Here is a 1,001-nt window from a genome sequence, read left to right as displayed (position 1 = left end):
CCGGCCGCCAGGGACGCACGCCGGCGAGCATGCCGGTGCCGACGCGCTTCGGCGACCGCTGCGCGGCCCCCGGAGACGACGGGGTCTGGCCGTGGGCGTCGTTCGGCGCCTGCTGCTGGTGGTGGTACGACATGGTCCTGTTCCTCTCGTGCATCGCCGCGGGTCTCGAGTCGCGGGCGGCGCGGCCGTCCCTGCGGTTCGGGTGCGCCGGTCGGCGCGGGGCTGACGGCGATCATCATGGGACGGCTCACTGGACATCCCCTGGACGTCGTCTGCACCTGAGCTGCGGATTGGTCATGACATCACTGGATGCATTCGGCTCCGCGTCAGCTGTGGGCGGAGTGTGCGGCGATCCCTTCACCGTCGGCCCCCGCCCTGCCTAGACTGCCAGCAGGCAGACCCCGCGCGCCGGACCCCGGGCATCCCGGGCATGGCCGCGGACCCTTCGACCCCGTCAGGAGCGTCCCTGTGCAGCGATCCCCCCTCCGCCGTCCTGTCCCCGTGCTCGCCCGTGCGGTCCTGGCCGGCGGCGCCGGGATGCTCGCGGCCGGACTCGCGATGCCCGCGCAGGCCGCGATGGACGTGCCCCCGGGGACCTTCGTGGTGGACCAGGCGGACGTGCTCCCCTCCTCCGAGGAGTCCGAGCTGACCGACCGCATCACGCAGCTGCGCCGGGACACCGGCGAGGGCCTCTACGTGGTCTACGTGGACGGCTTCCCCGGCGGAGACCAGCAGCGGTTCGTGCAGGACTTCGCCCGGACCAACGGACTCGGCAGCTCGGACTCCGTGCTGGCGATCGATGTGGAGAACCGCCGCTACGGCTTCGACGCCCACGAGGCCTCCGATGTGAACGCCCTGCAGGACGACGTGCGCCGCAGCTACATCGCGCCGCTGCTGCCCCGAGCCGGGCGCGGACACCTGGCTGCCCCGCCGCGCTGGCCGCCGCCGACGGCGTGGACGATGCCGTGGACGCACACTGGACGGCAAGGGGCGTCAGCATC

The 1,001-nt window shown here is 73.2% G+C and carries 1 protein-coding gene; it reads left to right on the top strand.

Annotated elements, in window-relative coordinates:
• Positions 1 to 468: 468 nt before the first annotated feature.
• Positions 469 to 1,001 (top strand): TPM domain-containing protein (locus AC2W7A_RS12815; protein ID WP_485991664.1); only part of this gene is annotated, 533 nt, incomplete at its 3' end.

The sequence above is a fragment of the Micrococcus sp. LASM2_SD2 genome, assembly GCF_057364565.1.
This window is presented reverse-complemented; position numbering and strand designations above follow the sequence as displayed.